The sequence below is a fragment of the Blastomonas ursincola genome, from assembly GCF_013607875.1.
In the GTDB taxonomy this organism is placed as follows: Bacteria; Pseudomonadota; Alphaproteobacteria; order Sphingomonadales; family Sphingomonadaceae; genus Blastomonas; species Blastomonas ursincola.
This window is the reverse complement of record NZ_VDES01000002.1, coordinates 591,741-607,568: the sequence shown is the minus strand read 5'-3', so window position 1 is coordinate 607,568 and position 15,828 is coordinate 591,741. Positions and strand designations below refer to the sequence as shown.

Annotated in this window: 16 protein-coding genes and 1 pseudogene; 9 read left to right on the top strand and 8 right to left on the bottom strand. The window is 65.8% G+C overall.

Annotation, left to right across the window (positions count from 1 at the left end; genetic code table 11):
* The first annotated feature begins 33 nt into the window (after window positions 1–33).
* From FG486_RS08965 to FG486_RS08950, 4 genes and pseudogenes are all read left to right on the top strand, one after another.
* Window positions 34–306, top strand: a complete 273-nt coding sequence (locus tag FG486_RS08965; protein WP_231750115.1) for a type II toxin-antitoxin system Phd/YefM family antitoxin — start codon at window positions 34–36, stop codon at window positions 304–306.
* Window positions 293–583 carry a type II toxin-antitoxin system RelE family toxin gene (locus FG486_RS08960; protein WP_181267280.1) on the top strand — a complete coding sequence of 97 codons (291 nt, stop codon included), beginning with the start codon at window positions 293–295 and terminating at the stop codon, window positions 581–583. Before FG486_RS08965 ends, FG486_RS08960 begins: the two co-directional genes overlap by 14 nt.
* 50 nt (window positions 584–633) lie before the next feature.
* Window positions 634–876 (top strand): type II toxin-antitoxin system ParD family antitoxin, encoded by a 243-nt coding sequence (locus FG486_RS08955; protein ID WP_066281044.1) that lies wholly within the window; start codon window positions 634–636, stop codon window positions 874–876.
* Window positions 877–952: 76 nt separating this feature from the next.
* Window positions 953–1,159 (top strand): annotated as a pseudogene (locus FG486_RS08950) (type II toxin-antitoxin system RelE/ParE family toxin); the annotation flags it as partial.
* Between the two features lie 82 nt (window positions 1,160–1,241).
* On the opposite strand, the gene sdhA reads toward FG486_RS08950, so the two are convergent.
* The 3 genes from sdhA to sdhC are packed head-to-tail and all read right to left on the bottom strand — an operon-like array spanning window position 1,242 to window position 3,881.
* Window positions 1,242–3,044 carry a succinate dehydrogenase flavoprotein subunit gene (sdhA, locus tag FG486_RS08945; protein WP_181267279.1) on the bottom strand — a complete coding sequence of 601 codons (1,803 nt, stop codon included), beginning with the start codon at window positions 3,042–3,044 and terminating at the stop codon, window positions 1,242–1,244.
* Window positions 3,044–3,433 carry a succinate dehydrogenase, hydrophobic membrane anchor protein gene (gene sdhD / locus FG486_RS08940; RefSeq protein WP_060978157.1) on the bottom strand — a complete coding sequence of 130 codons (390 nt, stop codon included), beginning with the start codon at window positions 3,431–3,433 and terminating at the stop codon, window positions 3,044–3,046. Before sdhD ends, sdhA begins: the two co-directional genes overlap by 1 nt.
* A gap of 58 nt (window positions 3,434–3,491) precedes the next feature.
* A complete protein-coding gene (gene sdhC, locus FG486_RS08935; RefSeq protein WP_066279079.1) occupies window positions 3,492–3,881 on the bottom strand; it encodes a succinate dehydrogenase, cytochrome b556 subunit in 390 nt (129 codons plus the stop codon).
* 220 nt (window positions 3,882–4,101) lie between these two features.
* Here sdhC and FG486_RS08930 point away from each other — a divergent pair, with 220 nt between their 5' ends.
* The 4 genes from FG486_RS08930 to FG486_RS08915 all read left to right on the top strand — a co-directional run bounded on the left by FG486_RS08930 (window position 4,102) and on the right by FG486_RS08915 (window position 8,299).
* Window positions 4,102–5,505, top strand: coding sequence for a methyl-accepting chemotaxis protein (locus tag FG486_RS08930; protein ID WP_066279075.1), 1,404 nt, complete (start codon window positions 4,102–4,104; stop codon window positions 5,503–5,505).
* Between the two features lie 60 nt (window positions 5,506–5,565).
* Complete coding sequence (locus FG486_RS08925) at window positions 5,566–6,312, top strand: SDR family NAD(P)-dependent oxidoreductase (protein WP_181267942.1); 747 nt, start codon at window positions 5,566–5,568, stop codon at window positions 6,310–6,312.
* 183 nt (window positions 6,313–6,495) lie between these two features.
* Window positions 6,496–7,419 (top strand): 50S ribosomal protein L11 methyltransferase, encoded by a 924-nt coding sequence (locus FG486_RS08920; RefSeq protein WP_181267278.1) that lies wholly within the window; start codon window positions 6,496–6,498, stop codon window positions 7,417–7,419.
* Window positions 7,420–7,585: 166 nt separating this feature from the next.
* Complete coding sequence (locus FG486_RS08915) at window positions 7,586–8,299, top strand: DUF2459 domain-containing protein (RefSeq protein ID WP_181267277.1); 714 nt, start codon at window positions 7,586–7,588, stop codon at window positions 8,297–8,299.
* On the opposite strand, the gene FG486_RS08910 is transcribed toward FG486_RS08915, so the two are convergent.
* From FG486_RS08910 to recN, 5 genes are all read right to left on the bottom strand, one after another.
* Window positions 8,238–9,467 (bottom strand): RNA polymerase sigma factor, encoded by a 1,230-nt coding sequence (locus FG486_RS08910; protein ID WP_181267276.1) that lies wholly within the window; start codon window positions 9,465–9,467, stop codon window positions 8,238–8,240. The genes FG486_RS08915 and FG486_RS08910 overlap by 62 nt on opposite strands.
* Window positions 9,464–9,832, bottom strand: coding sequence for a YciI family protein (locus tag FG486_RS08905; protein WP_066279060.1), 369 nt, complete (start codon window positions 9,830–9,832; stop codon window positions 9,464–9,466). Before FG486_RS08905 ends, FG486_RS08910 begins: the two co-directional genes overlap by 4 nt.
* Before the next feature lie 115 nt (window positions 9,833–9,947).
* Window positions 9,948–12,131, bottom strand: coding sequence for an NAD-dependent DNA ligase LigA (gene ligA, locus FG486_RS08900; protein WP_181267275.1), 2,184 nt, complete (start codon window positions 12,129–12,131; stop codon window positions 9,948–9,950).
* The gene (locus FG486_RS08895; protein ID WP_181267274.1) at window positions 12,128–12,931 is read right to left on the bottom strand and encodes an Imm63 family immunity protein; all 804 of its coding nucleotides are present in this window, start codon (window positions 12,929–12,931) and stop codon (window positions 12,128–12,130) included. The genes ligA and FG486_RS08895 overlap by 4 nt, the downstream gene beginning before the upstream one ends.
* A gap of 16 nt (window positions 12,932–12,947) precedes the next feature.
* Window positions 12,948–14,609, bottom strand: coding sequence for a DNA repair protein RecN (gene recN, locus FG486_RS08890; RefSeq protein ID WP_181267273.1), 1,662 nt, complete (start codon window positions 14,607–14,609; stop codon window positions 12,948–12,950).
* A gap of 212 nt (window positions 14,610–14,821) precedes the next feature.
* Between recN and FG486_RS08885 the strand changes: the two genes are divergently transcribed.
* Window positions 14,822–15,793 carry an MlaA family lipoprotein gene (locus FG486_RS08885; protein WP_181267272.1) on the top strand — a complete coding sequence of 324 codons (972 nt, stop codon included), beginning with the start codon at window positions 14,822–14,824 and terminating at the stop codon, window positions 15,791–15,793.
* Window positions 15,794–15,828 lie beyond the last annotated feature (35 nt).

Genomic DNA, 15,828 nt, shown 5'->3' with positions numbered 1-15,828 from the left:
TTGGACGGTAGGCAAATTGACGCGACCTGTTAAATGACCTATTATCCGGTCATGATCCACGACATCCTGGCCGAACGCTGCATCAGCATCAGCGACCTGAAGAAGAACCCCAGCGCCGCGATCGAGGCGGCGGACGGGATGCCGCTGGCCGTACTCAATCGCAACACGCCTGCCGCCTATCTGGTCCCCGCCAAGGCCTGGGCGGCGCTGATGGAGCGGCTGGAAGACATGGAGCTCGCCGAGATCGTCCGCCAGCGGCTGAGCGAGAACCAGGAACGCATCAAGGTGCGCATTGAAGACCTTTGAGCTCGAGTTTCTGGATGCGGCTTCGCGCGAATGGGCCAAGCTAGCTCCGACGATAAGGAGCCAGTTCAAGAAGAAGCTGGAAGAGCGTCTGCGCAATCCACATGTTCCCTCCGCGCGGCTGCACGGGATGCGCGACTGCTACAAGATCAAGCTGCGCAAGGCTGGCTACCGGCTGGTGTATCAGGTCGAGGACGAGCGCGTAACGGTCGTCGTCATCGCTGTTGGGCGACGGGACCGTAATCTTGTGTACGAGGCAGCAAGCCAGCGACTGTTGTAAACTGCAGCGCCCAGATCGGCGTTGTTACCAAATTCTGGTATCATCGCCCCATGACCAAGAACACATCCATTGCGCTTGGCGCGCCGTTTCAGGAATTTGCCCGCCGCAAGGTGGAATCGGGCGAGTACGGCTCGACCAGCGAGGTCGTGCGCGAGGCGATGCGGCGGTTGATGGCCGAAGATGAACGGCGCGAAGCACTGAACGCCGCGCTTCGCGAAGGTCTGGCGAGCGGACCTGCCGAGCCGTTCGACTGGGATGCCTTCATGCATCGCCATTTCGGCGATGCCGCATAAGGTTCTCCTGCTCCCCGCTGCTCGCCGCGATCTGGACGCTATTGCCTTCTTTACCATGCAGTAATGGGGCACAGCGCAGGCTCGGCACTATCTCGCCGCGATGCGCGCGAGTATGTCTTCGCTGGCCGATTTTCCGCTGCGTAATCCAGTTTATCGCAGTGAGGGGAAGGAATTCCGCAAGCTGCTGTGCGGGCATCACTTGATCTTCTATCTGGTCATCGAAGACACGGTGCAGATCATCCGCATCCTGCACGAGCGGATGGATATCGACCGGCATCTCTGACACGGCCCAGACATGCTTCGGGGCAGGAACCGCGCACGGTCCCTGCCCCGAACAATGTCATTGCCGATAGCGTTTCAGCCGATCAATATACCCGCTTCTTGGGCTTGATATACTCGACCTCGTCGCTCAGCGTGTATTCGTGGACCGGGCGATAGTCGAGCGTCACCTTGCCGCCCTTGCCGCCCCAGCCTTCGAACCAGCTGACGGTGTGCTTCATGAAATTGGCATCGTCGCGCTCGGGATAATCCTCGTGCATGTGCGCGCCGCGGCTTTCCTTGCGGGCATTGGCGCTTTCGATGGTGCACACCGCCTGGCTGAGGAGGTTGTCGAGCTCGAGCGTCTCGATCAGGTCCGTGTTCCAGATCAGCGAACGGTCGGTGACGTGGACGTCCTCCATCCGCTTGTTGACCTGCTGCATCAGTGCAGTGCCTTCCTGCAGCAGCTGGGTGTCGCGGAACACGGCAGCGTGCTTCTGCATCGTCTTCTGCATGTCCATGCGGATCTGCGCAGTCGGCGATCCGCCCTTGGCGTTGCGGAAATGATCGAGGCGCGACAGCGCCAGATCGGCCGCATCCTTGGGCAGCGCCTTGTGCGGGCTGCCCGGCTTGATCGTGTCGCGCAGGTGATGGCCGGTCGCGCGGCCGAACACGACGAGGTCGATCAACGAATTCGAGCCCAGACGGTTCGCGCCGTGCACCGAGACGCACGCCGCCTCACCCACGGCATAGAGGCCGGGGACCACGGTGTCGGGGTTGCCATCCTTGATGGTGACGACCTGGCCGTGATAATTGCAGGGTATGCCGCCCATATTATAGTGCACCGTCGGCACCACCGGCAGCGGCTGGCGCGTCAGGTCGACGCCCGCGAAGATCTTGCCCGTCTCGGTAATGCCCGGCAGGCGCTCGGCCAGCACCTTCTCGTCGATATGATCGAGATGCAGGTAGATATGGTCGTTTTCCTTGCCGACGCCGCGGCCTTCGCGGATCTCGGCGGCCATCGAGCGGCTGACGACGTCGCGGCTCGCCAGGTCCTTGGCCGAGGGGGCATAGCGCTCCATGAAGCGCTCGCCTTCGGAATTGGTGAGATAGCCGCCCTCGCCGCGCGCACCTTCGGTGATCAGCACGCCCGCGCCATAGATGCCGGTCGGGTGGAACTGCACGAATTCCATGTCCTGCAACGGCAGGCCCGCACGCAGCACCATCGCGCCGCCATCGCCGGTGCAGGTATGCGCCGAGGTGGCGGAGAAATAGCAGCGGCCCGAACCGCCCGTTGCCAGAACCACGGCATGGCTGCGGAAGCGGTGGATGGAGCCATCCTCCATGCAGAGCGCGATCACGCCGCGGCACACGCCGTCTTCCATGATCAGGTCGATGGCGAAATATTCGATGAAGAAGTCCGAATCATACTTCAGCGACTGCTGGTAAAGCGCGTGCAGCATGGCATGGCCGGTGCGGTCGGCAGCGGCGCAGGTGCGCTGCACCGGCGGGCCTTCGCCCATGTTCTGCATGTGACCGCCGAACGGACGCTGATAGATGGTGCCGTTGTCGTTGCGGCTGAACGGCACGCCCGCGTGCTCGAGCTCATAAACCGCAGCGGGCGCTTCGCGCACCATGTACTCGATCGCGTCCTGATCGCCCAGCCAGTCCGATCCCTTGACGGTATCGTACATGTGCCACGACCAGTGATCGGGAGAGTTGTTGCCCAGGCTGGCCGCGATGCCGCCCTGCGCCGCCACGGTGTGGCTGCGGGTGGGGAATACCTTGGTGATGCACGCGGTCTTCAGGCCCGCCTCGGCGCTGCCCATGGTGGCGCGCAGGCCCGATCCGCCCGCGCCGACGACAACCGTGTCGTACACATGGTCGATGATCTTATAGGCTTCGGTCATCAGCTTGCAGCTCCGGCAAAGGCAATGCGCGCAACGGCGAAAATGCCGAGGGCGGCCCCGGCAACGGCGTAGAAGTTGAGCAGCAGGATCACGCCGAACTTCGTGCCATGGTCATGCACATAGTCCTCGACGATGACCTGCAGGCCCAGGCGCAGGTGATAGAAAACGGTGACGATCAGCAGGATCATCGCGGTGGCGGGCAGCGGCGCGGAAAGCCAGGCCGTGACGGTCGCATGATCGAGCGCGGGAAGGCTGACCAGCGAGGCGATGAACCACAGCATCAGGATGAGATTGCTGACCGCGGTGACCCGCGCCATCACCCAGTGATGCGTCCCCGTTTTGGCGGACCCCAGCCCGCGAACCTTGCCAATTCTGGTGCCACTTCCCATGGTCGACTCCCAGCGCGGGCCCCATAGCCCTGTCGCGCTCTTCAGATAATTCAAAAGATCAGGCGAAAAAGATGATCGCCCACAAAAACGCCGTCAGCACGATCGACAGCACCGGCAGCAGCGCCGACCAGCGGTTGTTGTTGTCAACCTCATAGCCCGCGCCGATATCCAGCACGAAATGGCGAAGGCCCGAGAGCATGTGCTGGAAGAAGGCCCAGGACAGGCCGACCATCAGCAGATAGCCGATGGGGCTGGTGGCCCAGCCGACATACCAGGCATAGGCTTCCGGCCCGCTGGCAAGCGCCATCAGCCAGCCGACGAGCAGAATCCCGCCGATCACGGCCATGCCGTCGCCCGTTGCGCGATGGAGGATCGAGACCAGCATGGCCGGGCCCCAACGCCAGATGGAAAGGTGCGGCGACAGCGGCCTGCCCGATGGTTTTGCCATGGTCTCCCCCGTTTAAACGATCGTGTTCATAAGCGAATTTGCGTCCCGCGCCTGTTTAGCCGATTGCCCACGTGATGCAATTGCTGATTGTGCGCGCTCCATTGCAGGCCCGGCATCGCGCTGCGCGGCAATGCGGCTCGAGCGGGCGCAGCAATAACCCGGCGTTAACCATGTGCGCATATGCCGATGGCTGAAGCACCCCAGAAGCCAAGAGGACGCCATGGCAGACCCCCATCAGGATTCGAAAGGCAGCGCCGAGTTCAGGGAACTCTACCAATCCGTGGCGCACGAACTTTCGATCAGCCAGCGCCTGGCCGCCTTCGATGCTGCGGGCGATCTGCCCCGGTATGCGCGCCGGGCGCTCGACCTGCTGGAAAAGGATCAGGACGAGATCGCACTGGCCTTCTGGGACAATTACTGCCGCATCGCCAATCTTGCCAGCAAGGGTCGCGATCTCGAAACGCTCAAGCAGCGCCATGTGGAATCGAGCCGGATCTACACCCGCGAGAAAATGGCCCGTCTGGACGGCCAGACCTGGGTGGAAATGGCCTTCACGCATGCGCTGGCGGCCAGCAAGCTCGGCGTCCCGATGTGGCAGTTGCTCGCCGCCAATGCGCATACGCATGACTTTGCGATCAACCGGATGCGCGAGCGGCTGAACAACGACATGGACGAGTTTCAGCCACTGGCGCGCGCTACCGCGCAGGTGATGGTGATCGAGGCGGAGATCATGTCGTTCGCCATCAACGCGATGACCCACCGCGAGGCGCAGATGGTCCGCACTGCGCAGACCGCCAGCTTCAAGCAGACGGTCGATGGCGAACTGCAACAGGCATCGCATCTGGGCAGCGGCCTCAAGAATCAGGTCGTCAACGCATCCGAAGCCGCGCGCCAGATGCTGGGCCGCTCGTCCGAGGTCGCCGCCGCAGCCGAACAATCCGCCATTGCGATGCGCGAGGCAGCGCAGACCGCCGCCGGCCTGATCCGTGCGATCGAGGAAGCCCGCAGCGAGGTCGAGGTTGCCGCTGACGTCGCCGAGCGCGCCTCTCGCGAGGCGGGCCATGCGGTGGCGAGCACGCAGACGCTCTCGACCCATGCCGAATCGATCGAATCGATCCTCAGCCTGATCCGCGACATTGCGGGACAGACCAATCTGCTCGCGCTCAACGCCACGATCGAGGCGGCGCGCGCGGGCGATGCCGGGCGCGGCTTTGCCGTGGTCGCGCAGGAAGTGAAAAGCCTCGCCAACCAGACCGCGCGCGCGACCGACGATATTGCGCACAAGATCACCGCGATCCAGCAGGCCACGCGCGACACGGTCGCCTCGAACGATTCGGTGCGCGCCACGGTCAGCGAAGTGCAGTCGAGCGCCGACCGCATCCGCGAGGCGATGGAAATCCAGGCGCAGACCGTGACGATCATCACCGCCGCGGTCGACGAGACCGCGCTGGCGGCCGATTCGATGTCGAATACCATCGGCACGATCCGCATCGACACCGAAAGCCTGGCGAGCGAGATGGACAAGGTCGGCGCCGGGTTCAGTCATCTGCAGAACCAGCTGGTCGAACTGCGCAACCGGTCCGATCGCTTCGCGGTCGAGATCGGCCTGGCCAAGAGCGCCTGACGCCGCCAAATCGCGTTGCAGCGATGGACCGCGCCTCAGCGCGGCGATATGCTGACGCGCATGATCAGCGTCGAACAGAATATTCTCGTCACCGGCTCCAGCCGCGGCATCGGCCGCGCGATTGCCGACCTGCTCCACGAAGCCGGCCACCGGGTGGTCGGCCATGCGAGCCGTCCTTTCCCCGATGACAGCCCCGATGCGCCCGAATGGGACGTGGTGGTAGCCGATTTTAGCGATTTTCGCGGACCCGACCTGCTCTGGCAGGAGGCGATCGATCTGCTCGATGGCCGCATCGACGTGCTGATCAACAATGCTGGAATCTTTGTCGCCAATCCGATCGACCGGGGCGATGCCGAATGGCTTGCCGCCTGGGACGAGACGATGACGATCAACCTCACCGCGAGCGCGCAATTGTGCCGCTTTGCCGTGCAGCATTTTCTCGACCACGCCAATGAAGGGCGCATCGTCAACATCGCCAGCCGCGCCGCCTATCGCGGCGACAGCCCGGCGCACTGGCATTATGCCGCGTCCAAGGGCGGCATGGTGGCGATGACCAAGTCGATCGCGCGCGCCTATGCGGGCCATGGCATCTATGCCTTTGCCATCTGCCCCGGCTTCACCATGACCGGCATGGCGGAAGACTATCTTGCCAGCCGCGGCGGCGACAAGCTGCTCGCCGACATCCCGCTGGGCCGCGTCGCGATGCCCGACGAGGTCGCCACCATGGCCAGTTTCTGCGCCATCGACGCGCCGCCCTCAATGACCGGCGCGGTGCTCGACGTGAACGGGGCGAGCTACGTTCGGTAAGAGGTTTAATGCCTTCCCGTCACCCTGAACTCGTTTCAGGGTCTATTTTGCCGGATGGAGCTTCGGCTGGTGGGGCGCGATCGGTCCTGAAACAAGTTCAGGATGACGACTGGGGCAAGCACTGGCCAACATCGCCGCCGCACTTTAAGGCCCACCGGAACGCAACCCACAAGGACCCCCGCATTGGACAACTGGAAAGTCACCATCCCCTGCACGCTCGCCGAGGCGCAGGCCGTGACCGAGGACATGACGCTCGAAGACAGCGCATTCGGCAGCCCCAGCCTGGTGGCGAGCGAGGTCGATGCCTATGCCGATCCGCAGGCACCGGGCAGCTGGGCGCTACATGCCTATTTTACCGAGGAGCCCCAGGCCGAGTGGATCGAGACGCTGCGCGGTCTTGTCCCCAGCGCGACAGGGGTGGCGCTGAACGCGGAATTGCTGCCCGACGAGGACTGGGTGACGCTGAGCCAGGCCGGGCTCGAGCCGATCCGTGCCGGGCGCTTTCATGTTCATACGCCCGAAATGCCCGCCTCCGACGAACCGGGCGTGCGCAGCTTCGAGATCCCCGCGAGCCTCGCCTTCGGCACCGGGCACCACAACACCACGCGCGGCTGCCTGATGATGCTCGATTCGATGCAGGCTGCGGGGCTGCGCGTCACCAACCATATCGATATCGGCACCGGCACCGGGCTGCTCGCCTTTGCCGCGATGCACCTTTGGCCCGAAGCGCGCGCGATCGCGAGCGATATCGATCCGGTGTGCGGCCCGGCGGTCGAGCATAATGCTGCGGCCAATGGCCTTGCAATCGGCGACCAACCCGGCGAACTCGCCATGGTGATTGCCGAGGGGCTGGAAGATGCCCGGCTGCAGGCGCGCGCACCTTATGATCTGGTCATCGCCAATATCCTGGCCGGTCCGCTGATCGACCTCGCGCCCGATGTTGCCAACGTCACCGCACCGCAGGGCCATGCGGTGCTGTCCGGACTGCTCGGCACACAGGCCGACGCGGTTTCGGCAGCCTATCGCGAACAGGGCTTTACGCTGGAAGAACGGCTGGACCTCGGCGATTGGACGGTATTGCGGTTGTGCAAGAACGGCGTGGCCTGATTCGCAGGCCTTTTGGCTGCAGTCCGTTCTCCGGCTTTCGCCGGAACGCGGGGCTCGAATCCTCTTGCTTGAGCCTTAGCTCGTCACCCCCGCGAAGGCGGGGGTCCCGCTTCTTCTGGAACGTCCTGCAAAAGCGGGATTCCCGCGTTCGCGAGAATGACGGGTGATGCTGAAAAAGGCGCGCACCCTGCTCGCCTGGCTGGCGCTGATCGCAGGCCTCGTCTTTGCCGCGGGCGAGATCGGCGGGCTTTGGGGCACCAACACGCAGTGGCGCGCGCCGAAAGACGGCGTGACCATCTATGTCGAGACCAACGGCTTCCACACCGGGTTCATCCTGCCCGCGCGCGCAGAGGGGATCGACTGGCACCGGCTCTTCCCGCCGACCGACCTCAGCGACAGCCGCTATCACGCCACCGGCGCGACCGATCATGTTGCGATAGGCTGGGGCGAGCGCGATTTCTACTTGAACACCCCCGATTGGCGGCAGCTCGACCCCGCGACCATGGCGCGCGCCGCGATCGGCAGCGACGCGACGCTCATCCACATCTATCACATGAACCGCCCGCAAGAAGGCCGCTATGCCCGCAAGCTGGTGATCAGCCATGCCGCCTATCGCCAGCTTGCCGACCGATTGATGACGGACATTGCCTTTCCCGAGCGCGGCCCGCTGAAACCCATCCCCGGCTATGGCGGCGACGATGTCTTCTACCGGGCACATGGCCGCTATTCGCTGGTGCACAGCTGCAACGCCTGGACCGGCGACCATCTTCGCGCCATCGGCGTGCGCATCGGCGCATGGACCCCCGCCGAACATCATGTCATGCGCTGGTTTCCCGAAGTTTCGCCTCCAGAAACAGCCGCTCCGCCCACGCCGGACTGAGCGCCAGCGCCTTGCGATAGGCCGCTGCCGCGCCTTCGCGGTCACCCATTTGCGCGAGGAGATGCGCGCGCGCCGCCTGCCAGGGGCGGTAGCGCTCGATCTTCTCGTCGCCCAGCGCCTCGATCGCAGCTAGCCCCGCCTCTGCCCCCTCGACCCGCGCGAGCGCGATTGCGCGGTTGATCGCCACGACAGGCCCGGGGCGCAGCTGGATGAGCAGATCATAAAGCTTCAGGATCGCCGCCCAGTCGGTCCGCCCCTCGGCCTTGCGCCGCGCATGGGTCAGGTGGATCGCGGCCATCAGCTGGTACGGCCCGCTGCGCCCGAGCGCCGCAGCGCGCTGCATGGCCCGTGCCGCCGAGCCGATCAGCCGGTTATCCCACAGGGTGCAATCCTGCTCGCTCAGCGGGATCATCCGCCCCGCTGCATCGACCCGCGCCGCGCGCCGCGCCTCGCCCAACTGCACCAGCGCAGCCAGCCCCAGCACCTCGGGATCGTCGGGCAGCAGTTCGGCGAGCATGTCGGTGAGCCGTAGCACCTCGGGTCCCAGATCGGCGGTCGGCTCGCTGCCCGCGGCATCCTGAAACGCCAGCGCATAGCCGATTTCCAGCGTCGCCAGCACCGATTGCAACCGCTCGGCCCAGAGATGCGGCGGTGGGGTTTCGAACGGCACGCCCGCCTCGCGGATCTTGGCCTTGGCGCGGGTCAGTCGCTGGGCCATGGCGGGCGTCGCTACCAGGAAAGCTGCCGCGATCCGCTCCGTCGGCACGCCGCAGACCACGCGCAGCGTCAGCGCGGCGCGCGCCTCGGGCGCAATCGCGGGGTGGCAGCAGATGAAGATCAGCCGCAGCCGCTCGTCGGGAATCTGTTCGTCGAACAGCGAGACGGTATCCATGTCCTCGCCCTCCGCCGCTTCGGGCTGTGCGGCGATCAGCTCGGCCAGCCGCGCCTTGCGCCGCAGCCGGTCGATGATCCGCCGTCGTGCCGCCACATGCAGCCAGCCGCCGAGATTGCCGGGCGGCGGCGCATCGGCGAATTGGCGCATGGCAAGCTCCACCGCATCGGCAAAGCCGTCCTCGGCCAGGTCCAGATCGCGGAACCGCGCCGCCAGCGCCGCCACGACGGCGGGCCGGGCCGCGATGATCGCCGCGCCCAGCCCGGCCGAGGTCATGCGTCGGGGCCGCTCATCGGCCAGACCGGGCGGATCTCGAGCGCGCCCTTGGGGATCGGGATGCGCTTGGCCCATTGCAGCGCCTCGTCGAGATTGGCGACATCGATGATGTAGAAGCCGCCCAGTTCCTCATGGCTTTCGGAAAACGCACCATCGTGGATCTGGTGCTCGCCCATGTTCCAGCGGATCGTCGTCGCGGTCGAGGCGGGCTTGAGCCGCTCGCCCGAATAGCTCACCCCGGCGGCGACCAGCGCCTCGCCCAGCGCCATGTGCGCCGCCAGCGTCTCGGCGAGCAGCTTCTCGCCCTCGGGGCCGGCATAGACGCTCTCGTCTTCGTGGATCATCAGCATGTACTGCATCATCATGTCTCCTCATCCGAACGGCCCAATGCGCGTTCTGCCCCATGACGAACGGTGAAAGCAGGATTCGACAGCCGCCGATCTTTTTTTCGGCAGGACGAGTCGGACATGATCGCAGGCTTCAGGCCGATGCCATGATCGCCGCCCACTCCGCCTCGTCGACCACGCGCACGCCGAGTTCCGCCGCCTTCTTGAGCTTCGATCCCGCGCCCGGCCCCGCCACGACCAGATCGGTCTTGGCCGAAACCGAGCCCGCCGCCTTGGCCCCCAGCCTTTCGGCCTGCGCCTTGGCCTCATCGCGGCTCATCGTCTCGAGTTTGCCGGTGAACACGATGGTCTTGCCCGACCATTCGGTCTCGCGCGCGGTCGAGACGAAGGCGGCAGGGCGGACCTCGGCGATCAGATCGTCGAACACTTGTGCGTTATGCGGTTCGTGGAAGAAATCGCCCAACGCCTCGGCGACCGCTGGGCCGATACCGTCGATCGCGGTGACTTCCGCTGTCGCCTCGATGCTGCCTTTGGCGAGCCTGCGCCCGATCGCACCCACCGCCTCGGCGCTGCCGAAGCATTTGACCAGGTCCTTCGCCGTCACCGATCCGACATGGCGGATGCCGAGCGCGAACAGGAAGCGGCCCGGGTCCGCGCCGCGCCGCGCCTCGATGCTGGCGAGCAGATTGTCGACCGACTTTTCCTGCCAGCCCTCGCGCGCCAGGATCGCGCTGCGGTGCTGCTTCAGCCGGAAGATATCGCCCGGCAGCTTGATGAACCCCGCGTCGAGAAACTCGGCGATCGTCTTTTCGCCCAGCCCGTCGATGTCAAGCGCGGCGCGGCTGACGAAATGCTTGAGGCGTTCGCGCTGCTGCGCCGGGCAGATCAGGCCGCCGGTGCAGCGGACATCGACCTCGCCCTCTTCCGCCACCGCCTCGCTGCCGCATTCGGGGCAGTGATCGGGGAAATTGTAAGGCTCGCGAACCTCGTCGCGCGTCAGGTTCTCGACCACCTGCGGGATGACATCGCCCGCGCGCTGCACCAGCACCCGGTCGCCGGGGCGCACGCCCAGCCGCGCGATCTCGTCGCGATTGTGCAGCGTCACGTTGGACACGACAACGCCGCCGACGGTGACGGGGGTAAGCCTGCCCACCGGGGTCAGCTTGCCCGTCCGCCCGACCTGGATGTCGATCGCCTGCAGCGTCGTCTCGGCGCGTTCGGCGGGGAATTTGTGCGCCAGCGCCCAGCGCGGCGCCTTGGCGACGAACCCCAGCCGCGCCTGCCAGTCGAGCCGGTCGACCTTGTAGACCACGCCGTCGATGTCATAGGGCAGATCGGCCCGCCGCCGTTCGATCTCGCGATAATGCGCGAGCAGATCGTCGAGCGTCAAGGTCCGCACCAGCAGCGGCGAGACCGGCACCCCCATCGCGGCGATCGCCTGCATCACCTCGTGCTGCGTCGCGCCCGGCACGTCGCTCGCCACGCCCAAGCCGTGCGCCAAGAATCGCAGCGGTCGCGCGGCTGTGACCCTGGCGTCCTTCTGCCGCAGCGACCCGGCGGCGGCATTGCGTGGATTGGCGAACAGCTTCTCGCCCCGCGCCTCCTGCGCCGCATTCAGCGCGGCAAAGTCCTGCTTGGACATGTACACCTCGCCGCGGATTTCGAGGATGTCGGGCACATCAATGGCCCTCTCCCCTTCAGGGGGGAGGGTTGGGAGGGGGGCCTGCGCAGAGGTCGGCGATTTCCCCTCTCCCTCCACCGCTTCGCGGCTCCCCCCTCTCCCCTCAAGGGGAGAGGGCGTAAGCCGCTCGGGAATATCCGCAATCGTCCGCACATTGGCGGTGACGTCCTCGCCCACCTCGCCATCACCGCGCGTCGCGGCGCGCACCAGCACGCCCTGCTCGTAGCGCAACGAAAGCGACAGCCCGTCGATCTTGTCCTCGGCGGTGAACGCAAGCACCTCGCTCTCGGGCAGCGCCAGATAGCGCCGCACGCGCGCGACGAACTCGGCAATGTCCTCGTCCGAAAAGCCGTTGTCGAGGCTCATCATCCGCTGTTCGTGCCGCACCTTGGCGAGCGGCGAGGATTCGACCGCCGCGCCCACTTGGCGGTTGGGGCTGTCGGCGCGGATCAGATGCGGAAAGGCCGCTTCCAGTTCGTTGTTCCGCCGCACCAGCGCGTCATAATCGGCATCCGAGATCTCGGGCGAATCCTCGGCATGATAGAGCCGGTTGTGATGCGCGATTCTCTTGGCGAGCCGCTGGAGTTCGATTGCGGCTTCGGCTTCGGAGAGATTTTCAGCGAGGCTGCCGGTCATGATGTCTGTATCTTTCGTCGATAGAAGGCGGCGTGGCTGGCTGGATCATTCAGCCAGCGCCGATGCCATTCGGGATTCATCTCGGCAAGCATGCTGTCCTGCCGCGCCAGCAGCCGGGGTGCGAACTCGTCGAAATGGCTGATCCCGCGCGCCACTTCCTCGCTCGCCATGTAATAGGTGACCTGATCGGCGACCCAGTAGAGAATCTCCTCCAAATCCTGGGTCTGGCGTTGGCCATAGGCCTGGCCGCGATCATAGGTGGCCATGTGAAAGCCGCGATGATCGACCTCAACATAAGGTGTGTCATTGTCGCGCGCGTAAGAAATTGGCAACAGCCGTTCAGCCCACCCATGCTGCCCCGCCAGGTTGCGGACGCGCTCGTGAAGGTCTTTCGTGGTCATGCCTTTGAAGATCGGGGGCGGCGCTGGGGCTGGCGGCAGCACAAGGCGGGGGGCAGCAACCGCCTCGGGAGCTTGCACAGGCCCGGCCGCCTCCACCTTGCTGCGCCGTCGCAGCATCAGGACAATGGCCATGCCCAGCAACCAGATGATCGCCCACGGGATGATCCCCAGCCCGATAGCAAAGCCGATCGTAGCCTGCACATTGTCCGGGCGAGTAGCCGCATCACCCGGTTTGCGCGCCATTTCCTCTATCAGCACCGCCGCCAGAACGACCAGTGGCGATAGGAACCAAAGCACGGCGAGCAGCCACAGCCTAGCACGGCTGGCGCGAACGATGAGAATGATGGGTACTACGAACAGCACGAGGACGGTGCCGAGCAGTGGAAGCACCTCGCTCATGCCGCCAAACCCGCCATCACACCCCCTCCAGCAACCGATCAGCCTGCGCGCGCGCCTCGGGTGTGATTTCCGCGCCGGAGAGCATGCGCGCGATCTCTTCCTTGCGGCCGGCATCGTCGAGCGTGCGCACGCCGGTGCGCGCGACCGTGCCGTCCGATGTCTTGGCGATCAGCAGGTGCTGGCTGCCGCGCGCGGCGACCTGGGGCGAGTGGGTGACGACCAGCAGCTGCGTGCCGCGCGCCAGCCGCGCCAGCCGCTCGCCGATCGCCGAGGCGACCGCGCCGCCGACGCCGCGATCGATCTCGTCGAAGATCATCGTCGCCGCCCCGCCCTGCTCGGCGAGCGCGACCTTGAGCGCGAGGATGAAGCGCGACAGCTCGCCTCCGGACGCGATCTTCATCAACGGCGCGAAATCGCTGCCGGGGTTGGTCGAGATGAGGAATTCCACATGGTCCTTGCCCGAGGCGCCCCAGCGCGCCTCGTCAAGCGGCTCGACCAAAGTGCGGAAGCGCGCGGCATCGAGTTTCAAGGGCTTCAGTTCCGCCATCACTGCCGCATCGAGCGCGATGCCCGCCTTGGCCCGCGCTGCGCTCAGCGCATCGGCGGCGGCGACATAGGCTTCGCGCGCCTTGTGCCGCGCCCGGTCGAGCTCGGCGACATTCGCCCCGCCCGATTCGAGCGCCGCCCAGTCCGCCTGCATCCGTTTCAGCAGGTCGGGCAGCAGGTCGCCCGCGACGTTGTGCTTGCGGGCGAGTGCGCGCAGATCGAACAGCCGTCGCTCGAGCTCGTCGAGCCGCACCGCATCATAGGTCAGCGCCTCGGATGCCGCGCGCAGCTTGGCCTCGGCATCATCGGCCTCGATCATCGCGCGGTCGAGCGCCTCCATCGCCTGATCGAGCAGCGGATGCTCTTCGGCGATCCGGCCGAGCTTGCGCGCCGCGCCGCGCAGCAGCGCCAGCGCGCCCTTCGATCCCTCGAAGGTCTCGAACAGCTCGGCGAGATCGCCCGAAAGCCGCTCGCCCTTCTGCATCGCGGCGCGCTCGCCCGCCAGCTCCTCTTCCTCGCCCGGTTGCGGGCCGAACGCGGCGAGTTCCTCCAGATTATGCTCGAGAAGCTCGCGGTCGCGCATCGCGCTCTCGATCGCCTCGCTCGCCGCCGTGAACGCGCGCTCGGCCGCCTGCCACTCGCGCCACGCGGCGGCGACGCCCGCGACGTCGCAGCGCCCGAAACTGTCGAGCAGGTCGCGATGGCCTTTGGGGTTGATCAGCCCGCGATCGTCGTGCTGGCCGTGAATCTCGACCAGCATCGCGCCCAGATCGCGCAGCAGCGCGGCGGACACCGGCTGGTCGTTGACGAAGGCGCGGCTGCCGCCATCGGCGCGCACCTGCCGCCGGATCAGCAGCGGTTCGCCCGGCTCCTGCGCGATGTCGTTATCGTGGAGCAGCGCGGCGACGCCGGCATGATCGCCCGGATCGAACCCGGCGATCACCAATGCGCGCTCGGCCCCCTGGCGCACCAGCCCGCTATCGGCGCGCGCGCCCATGGCGAGGCCCAAAGCATCGAGCAGGATCGACTTGCCCGCCCCGGTCTCCCCGGTCAGCACGCCCAGACCGGCGCGAAAGTCCAGATCGAGCGCCTCGATCAGTACCAGGTCACGAATGGCGAGCGACAGCAGCATCCCCGTGCTTTAGACCATAGCATGAACATCTGGAAACAGGCTTTTTGGTCGGGCGGGCGCAACGGCAGGTCGCGGGCATCCGTATATCGGCACGCGGGACATTGACTTGTCCCGACACTGGCCATAGCCCGAGCAAATGGGGCAATACTGCGCAAGGATGACGACGCCGGGATGACCCTTTTACTGCAAATTTCGCTGTCGAGCGTTGCACGATGAGCCTTTCCGCGCTGCCCTTTGCGCTGGCACTGGCGTCGCTTCAGACGGGGGGTGCAGAACCGGCACCCATCGCAGCGCCGATCGAAGCACCGGCAACACCTGCCGCCGCGCTGCCGCCTTGCCCGGCCATCGACCAGCTCGCTGCTGCTCCTGCCGAAACACCAGCCGCCGCTGCCGCCCCTGCGCAGGATGGCGCCATCGTCGTCACCGCGCGGCCCGATTCGCAGCCGGGCGACCCGATGCTGCAATTGAACGCCCAATCGTTCGAGGTCGTGCAGGATGTCGACGAGGCCCTGGTCGGCCCGGTGGCGATGGCGTACAAGGACGCGGTGCCCAAGCCGGTGCGCCATGGCATCCGCAACTTCCTGCGCAACCTGACCGAGCCGATCGTAGCGCTCAACTTTCTGCTGCAACTCAAACCCGGCAAGGCCGCCGAAACCGTCGGACGCTTTGCGATCAACAGCACCATCGGTATCGGCGGGCTGTTCGATGTCGCCAAGCGCGATCCCTTCAAGCTGCCCTATCGCCGCAACGGCTTTGCCAACACGCTCGGCTACTACGGGGTGGAGCCGGGGGCCTATCTGTTCCTGCCATTGATCGGGCCGACCACGGTTCGCGACCTGGTGGGCGGAACGATCGACGGGCTGCTGCTGCCGACCGTGGTCGGCGCGCCGTTCAACGACCCCTATTTCACCCTGCCCGCCGCGACGCTGAGCGCGCTGCAGGGACGCATCCAGATCGACGAGCAATTGAACGCGCTGCGCAACCAGAGCGGCGATCCCTATATGGCCGCGCGCGATTTCTACCTGAAGCGCCGCCAGGCCGAGATCGATGCGCTCAAGGGCAAGGTGCAATATCCCGATGCGGATTTGCCGTTCGTCAATCCGGGCACCGGCGGGCGGATCATTGTGCCGGTGACGCCGGTAATGCCTGTAGCACCGGCGGCGAACTGCGTGCCGGTGGGGTAAGAACCAGCCCCGAAGCGCTTCACCACCCCCGCTCA